The following is a 7,042-nucleotide window of genomic DNA, read 5'->3' as shown; positions in this document are numbered from 1 at the left end:
CCCGGCGGCGTTTCGGTTGGGGCGGTTACGGGCTGGCGGGTGGCGTTCGCGTCCGGGCGTCCGGGTTCGGGCGGGCCCGCGCAGGTGCCGTCCACCGACGCGGCCTCCCGGCGCGGTGATCCGGCCCGCGCCCGCCCTCGAAGCGACCGATGCCCCGCGCGGCCACGGCCGGACGTCCGGTGCCGCACGGGACGGGAACCCGGCCCTCGCCCACCCGTCCCGGTGGCTCATATGCCGGTGAAATCAGGCGAATCGGTTCGACGTAAGCGCTTCGACACCGGGCCGTGAGCGACGACGCGTACGCCCGTGGACCGCCGCGCACCGAACGGCTCACCGGCGCGGGGAGCGAGACCGGAGCGCGACGGCGAGTGCCTCCCCCGCCCGCCCTCCTGGACTGGCCGCCTGGTCGCCTCGCCGCTCACGGGCGCACCGGCCGGCCGCGCGGAGACCTTCGGCCCGACGGCCGTCCCCGCCGGGAGGGCCCGGTGGACACCGGCATCGCGTTCCGGCCCCCGCCGCGTGGCGACTTTTCGACGGCGCAGACGTCTTGCGGAACACCGGGATCGGCAGTCGAATCGATTCGGCGCTAAGGCGCGCGGCCGGGGTTTCCCCATCACGAACAGCAGCACGGACAGCCCGGTACGGCGGCCGTCGCCGGACGCGGGTTTCGGCATGCCCTCAGGCCGGGCTGACCAGCGGAAACATTGGATGTATCGGATCCGGAATTCGCTGGGGCGGGCCTCTTGACAGGGATATGGGCCTGTGGAATCACTGGCAACATGGGATGTCTGAGTGCTCCATGGCACACGCGGACAGGAGCGGACGACGACATCCCGTTCGCACCGGCACGGCACTCTCCACCCCCCACCCCCGCCCAGCCGAGGACACAGGATGCAGTCTCCATCCGCTCCGCCCCGCAGCATCACGGCTCGCCTCTCCCGCTTACCCGTGCCGGCCGTGACAGGGGTGCTGGCCCTGCTGGCCATGCTCCTGGCCGCCACCCCCACCTGGCCGGCCCCCAAGTCCGGCCCGGCGCTGGTGAGTTCGGCGTCCGGACGATGTCTCGACGTCAAGGGCGGGGCCGATACCCCGGGCACGGCGCTGGAGATCCGGGACTGCGGCGGCCAGGCCGGACAGGCCTTCCAGTTCGGCGCGGGCGGCGAGTTGAGGACGCTGAACGGCACCCGGTGCGCGGACGCCGGTGACACCCGGACCACGCCCGGAGCCGCCGCGGTCGTCCGCCCGTGCGACGGACGGGCGACCCAGGTGTGGCGGCAGAACCCCGACGGCTCCGTCACCGCCGCGGCCTCCGGATTCTGCCTCGACGTCAGCGGGGCGGCCACGGCGAACGGCACCCCGGTCATCCTGTGGACCTGCAACGGCCAGAGCAACCAGAAGTGGACCACGTCGACACCCCCGCCCGCAGGCGGCTCAGGACCCTGCGACATCTACGCGGCGGGCGGCACCGCCTGCGTGGCCGCGCACAGCACGGTGCGCGCCCTCTACAGCGCGTACAGCGGCTCCCTCTACCAGGTCAGGCGGGCCTCCGACAACACCACCAGGGACATCGGCCTGCGGGCACCCGGCGGCTTCGCCGACGCCGCCGCGCAGGACGCGTTCTGCGCGGGCACCACCTGCGTGATCACCGTCGTCCGCGACCAGTCGGGACGCGGCAACGACCTGTGGTACCAGGGCTCGGCGCAGGTCCCGGGCTCCAGCCAGAGCAGCCCCGCGAAGGCGACCTCCGAGTCGCTCACCGCGGGCGGCACCAAGGCGTACGCGCTGTACATCAACCCCGGCAACAGCTACTGGCGCGACGGCCACCTCACGGGCGTACCGACCGGCGCCGCGCCCGAAGGGGCGTACATGGTCACCAGCGGCACCCATGTCAACTCGGGCTGCTGCTTCGACTACGGCAACAGCGAGACGACCCGCAAGGCCGACGCGGCCGGGGCGATGGACGCGATCAACTTCGGCACCCAGTGCTGGTTCGGCGGCTGCGCCGGCAGCGGCCCCTGGGTGCAGGCCGACCTCGAATGGGGCCTGTACTCGGGCGGCAGCCAGTCCTGGAATCCGGGCCAGCGGGCGTTCCCGAACAGGTTCGTCACCGCGATGCTCAAGAACAACGGGACCTCGCGGTTCGCCCTCAAGGGCGGCAACGCCCAGTCCGGTGCCCTGACCACCCTCTGGGACGGCGCCCTTCCCGCCGGCTACAGCCCGATGAAGAAGCAGGGCGCCATCGTCCTGGGCAGCGGCGGCGACTGCTGCAAGCCGGGCGGCGGCGCCAACCTGAGCGCCGGCACCTTCTACGAGGGCGCGATCGTCGCCGGCTACCCCTCCGAGGCGACCGACAACGCGGTGCAGGCGAACATCACCGCCGCCGGCTACCGCTGACGCCCCCGCACCCGGGGCGTACGGATCTCGCGGGGTCGCGGGCATCGGGCCGTCCCCGCGCGAAACCCCCGGCACACCCGCCTCCCCGGCCCGCAGCCGGACGCGACACCAGCGACGGTGCCCCGGGCGTGGACTCCACCGACCCGCGAAAGGAACCCACCGTGTCCGTATTCAGACGGCTGCTGCGGCGCCTGCGTGTCCCGACGGCCGTGTTCACGGGCCTCGTGCTGGCCGCCGGCGGCCTCGTCGGCACGGTCGCTGCCCCGGCCCACGCCGCGACCTCCCTCACCATCGACGGCACGTCCGCCGGCCGGACCTTCGACGGCGTCGGCGCGATCAGCGGAGGCGGCGGCAACAGCAGACTCCTGATCGACTACCCCGAACCCCAGCGCGGCCAGATCCTCGACTACCTCTTCAAGCCCGGCTACGGCGCCTCCCTCCAGATCCTCAAGGCCGAGATCGGCGGCGACACCAACTCCACCTCCGGCGCCGAACCGAGCCACCAGCACACCCGCTCCGACCTGAACTGCGACCGGGGCTACGAGTGGTGGCTCATGGAGCAGGCCAAGGCCCGCAACCCCGCCATCAAACTCGCCGGCCTCGCCTGGGGCGCGCCCGGCTGGATCGGCGGCGGCAACTTCTGGTCCACCGACATGATCGGCTACCTGGTCTCGTGGCTGGGCTGCGCCCGGCAGCACGGGCTCACCATCGACTACCTCGGCGGCTGGAACGAGCGCGGCTACAACGTCTCCTGGTACGTGCAACTGCGAGGCGCGCTCAACGCCGGCGGCTACGGCAACGTCAAGATCGTCGCCGCCGACTCGGACTGGGCCGTGGCGGGCGACATCAACGCCAACGCGGCGTTCCGGGCGGCGGTGGACGTCATCGGCACGCACTACCCCTGCGGCTACCGGTCCGCGCAGACCAACTGCTCGGTGCCGTCGGCGGCCACCTCGACCGGCAAACCGCTGTGGGCCAGCGAGAACGGCTCGGACGACTACAACGCGGGAGCGGCGGCCATGGCCCGCGGCATCAACCGCGGATACATCGACGGCCGGATGACCTCCTACCTCAACTGGCCGGTGATCGCGGCGCTCACCCCCAACCTGCCGTACCCCACCATGGGCCTCGCCCTGGCCGCGCAGCCCTGGTCCGGCCACTACACCGTCGGCAGGAACGCCTGGGTCATGGCGCACACCACCCAGTTCACCGCCCCGGGCTGGAAGTACCTCGACTCCTCCAGCGGCTACCTCGGCGGCAACCGGAACAACGGCAGCTACGTCTCGCTGAAGTCCCCCGGCAGCGCCGACTACTCCACCGTCATCGAGACCACGGACGCCGGCGGCGCCCAGACCCTCGACCTCACCGTGACCGGCGGCCTGCCGAGGGGAACCGTCCACGTCTGGTCGACCGACGTCAACTCCACGAACCCGGCCGACCAGTTCCAGCACACCGCCGACATCACCCCCACCAACGGCTCCTTCAGCCTGACCGTGCAGCCCCACCGCGTCTACACCCTCACCACCACGACCGGCCAGGGCAAAGGCACCGCCACCGGACCCGCCCCGGGCGCCATGAGCCTGCCGTACAGCGACTCCTTCGACGGCTACGCCGTCGGCACCGAGGCGAAGTACCTCATGGACTGGCAGGGCGCCTTCGAGGTGACGGCCTGCGGCGGCGGCCGGACCGGCAGGTGCGTGCGCCAGATGAGCCCCCAGAAACCCATCACGTGGGACGCGCTCTCCGACCCGCACGCCCTGCTCGGCGACGTCGGCTGGGGCAACTACACGCTGTCGTCCGACGTCCTGCTCGAACAGCCGGGCTACGTCGAGCTGATCGGCCGCGCCAACAGCCAGGACTACAGCAGCACCGGCGGGCTGAACGCCTACCACCTGAGGGTCGCCGACACCGGGGCCTGGCAGATCCTGAACTCGAACACCAACGGCAGCGTCACCACCCTCGCGCGCGGCACGACCGGAGCGTTCGGCACCGGCCGCTGGCACACCCTGGCCCTCACCTTCTCCGGCACCACCGTCACCGCCGCCATCGACGGCACGACGGTCGGGTCCGCGAACGACCGCACCTGGGCGGGCGGCCAGGTCGGCTACGCGACCAGCCAGGGCGAGACGGCCCAGTTCGACAACCTGTCCCTCACCCCCCGGCAGCGGGGGAGGCGGCACGACCGGACCGATCACCGCGGTCGCCTCCGGCCGGTGCGTCGACGTGCCCAACCAGTCGCAGACCCCCGGCACCCAGGTCGTGCTGTGGGACTGCAACGGCGGCGCCAACCAGCGGTGGGCGAGCACCTCGACCGGTGAACTGCGGGTCTACGACACCTTCTGCCTGGACGCGCCGGGCGGCGGCTCCGGCTCCCCGGCCGTCATCGCGGCGTGCACGGGCAGCGGCAGCCAGAAGTGGGCGTTCCACGCCGACGGCACCATCACCGGTACCCCGTCCGGCCTGTGCCTGGACGCGGCCGGGCAGGCAACCGGCAACGGGACGAAGATCCAGGTGTGGAACTGCACGGGAGGTGACAACCAGCGCTGGGGCATACGGAACTGACCCTTCGGGGGCCGGGCTCGGTGACGTGGCCGAGCCTGGCCCCCGGCTTCTTGAAGGGGGCTGAGGGGGGGGCTGAGGGAGGGGCCGTCAGCCCACGACCGCCGCGCGGACGCACAGCACGTCCGGCAGGTGCGAGGCCAACTGGCGCCACGTGTCGCCCTCGTCGGCCGACGCGAACACCTCGCCGTTGCGGTTGCCGAAGTAGACGCCCGCCGGGTCCGCGTCGTCCGTGCACAGCGCGTCCCGCAGCACCGTGCCGTAGTGCGCGGCCTGCGGGAGGCCCTCGCTCAGCGGCTCCCACGTCTCGCCCGCGTCGGTTGTACGGAACACCCGGCAGCGCCGGTCCGCCGGGACCCGGTCGGCGTCCGCCGTGATCGGGAAGACGTACGCCGTACCGCCCCGGTGCGGGTGCGCGGCGACCGCGAAGCCGAACGTCGACGGCAGGCCCGCGCCGATGTCCTTCCAGTGCGCGCCCCCGTCGTCGCTGCGGTACACGCCCCAGTGGTTCTGGAGGTACAGCCGGTCCGGGTCCGCCGCGTCCCGCGAGACCTTGTGCACGCACTGGCCGAACTCCGGGTCCGGGTCCGGCAGGAACACCGCCGAGACACCCGAGTTGGACGGCGCCCAGCTCGCCCCGCCGTCCGTCGTACGGAACACGCCCGCCGTCGACACCGCGACCGTCACCGCGCGCGGGTCGCGGGCGTCCGTCAGGACCGTGTGCAGGCCCTCACCGCCGCCGCCCGGGACCCACTGCGAGCGCGTCGGGTGTTCCCACAGCGGCCGGACCAGCTCGAAGCTCTCGCCGCGGTCCTCCGAGCGGTACAGCGCCGCCGGTTCCGTGCCCGCGTACACCACGCCCGGTTCGGCCGTCGCCGGGTGCAGCTGCCAGACGCGCTCCAGCGACGCCTTCGTGTCCTGCGGGAACTTCACCGCCGGCTTCGCCGGTTCCGTCCACGTCCGCCCCAGGTCGTCCGAGTGGAACACCGACGGGCCCCAGTGCGCGCTGTCGCCCCCGGCCAGCAGGCGCGGCGCCGGGCCCCTGGTGTCGATGGCGACCGAGTAGATCGCCTGCGCGTTGAAGTACGGGCTCTCGTCGAACTCCCACTCCGCGCCGTCCCCTTTATGCCCTCTGCGCCCGATGAACAGGCCCTTACGGGTCCCCACGGCGAGCAGTACCTCGGTCATCTCCGGTCACCTCCGCGACGTCTTTGTCCCAGCACCGGCCAGTCTGCACCCCGCCACTGACAGTCACCTCCGGAGTCCGCATCGCCGCAGGTCAACGGGGTCGGACAGAGATTCGAGCGGCTCTCGTCGGCCACATTCCGGCGGACGCCTGCGCGGGTGGCGGGGTGCGTGGGAACGTCGGGTCACACGACTCGCCCTGAGCATCCGGGCGGCTCGCTTCGTATGGAAGTGCGGTCGGGGGATGTTCGCGCGCTCATAGAGGAGGAAGCCTGCGATGGCGTTCCGTGGTCCGGGGATGTGGCTGTGGCGCGACCGGCGTCCGAGGGTCTTGCTGTGGCGCTGGCGGCGCAATCCCCTGAGGCGGCGCTCCGACGTCGTCGAGGCGTGGGTGCTGCTCGGGGCGTGGGTGTTCGCGGTCCTGACCGGGGTCCTCGCCGGGTGGGTCGCCGCGGACAGCATGGAACGGGGGCTCGCGCGCGAGCGCGCGGAATGGCACACGGTCGAGGGGACCCTCACGGAGTCGGCGCCGCCGCCGTCCGCCGACCCGCAGAGCCCCGCCCGTACGGAGCAGCTCTGGACCAAGGTCACCTGGCCCGGGCCCGACGGCATACCCCACTCCGGCCAGGTCCGCGTCCCCGCGGGCAGCTCCGCCGGTACGCACGTCCAGGTCTGGACCGACGCCCAGGGCCGCCTCGTCACCGAGCCGACCACCCCCTCGCAGGCCCGCCTCCGCTCCACCCTGGTCGGCACCCTCGCGGGCACCACCACGGCGGCGATCCCCTTCATCACCGGCCGACTCCTGCGGGGGCGGCTGGAGCGGCGCAGGATGGACCAGTGGGGGGCGGACTGGGCGCGGTTCGATCCGCTGTGGGGGAGGCGGCAGACGGGGTGAGGTGAGGTG

The 7,042-nt window shown here is 72.7% G+C and carries 3 protein-coding genes and 1 pseudogene; 3 read left to right on the top strand and 1 reads right to left on the bottom strand.

Annotated elements, in window-relative coordinates; translation table 11 throughout:
• Window positions 1-969: 969 nt before the first annotated feature.
• Together AOK24_RS30785 and AOK24_RS30780 are read left to right on the top strand one after the other, a co-directional pair.
• Complete coding sequence (locus tag AOK24_RS30785; RefSeq protein WP_107104086.1) at window positions 970-2,394, top strand: arabinofuranosidase catalytic domain-containing protein; 1,425 nt, start codon at window positions 970-972, stop codon at window positions 2,392-2,394.
• A 161-nt stretch (window positions 2,395-2,555) separates the two neighbouring features.
• Window positions 2,556-4,956: pseudogene (locus AOK24_RS30780) on the top strand (ricin-type beta-trefoil lectin domain protein).
• Window positions 4,957-5,043: 87 nt separating this feature from the next.
• Here the strand turns inward: AOK24_RS30780 and AOK24_RS30775 are convergent.
• The gene (locus AOK24_RS30775; RefSeq protein WP_055723315.1) at window positions 5,044-6,141 is read right to left on the bottom strand and encodes a WD40/YVTN/BNR-like repeat-containing protein; all 1,098 of its coding nucleotides are present in this window, start codon (window positions 6,139-6,141) and stop codon (window positions 5,044-5,046) included.
• Window positions 6,142-6,415: 274 nt separating this feature from the next.
• On the opposite strand from AOK24_RS30775, the gene AOK24_RS30770 reads away from it, so the two are divergent.
• Window positions 6,416-7,033, top strand: coding sequence for an Rv1733c family protein (locus tag AOK24_RS30770; RefSeq protein WP_055723314.1), 618 nt, complete (start codon window positions 6,416-6,418; stop codon window positions 7,031-7,033).
• The last annotated feature ends 9 nt before the right edge of the window (window positions 7,034-7,042 follow it).

Source organism: Streptomyces niveiscabiei (assembly GCF_001419795.1).
Classification (GTDB): domain Bacteria; phylum Actinomycetota; class Actinomycetes; order Streptomycetales; family Streptomycetaceae; genus Streptomyces; species Streptomyces niveiscabiei.
Note: the sequence above shows the minus strand (reverse complement) of the source record. Positions and strands in the feature narration are given on the sequence as shown.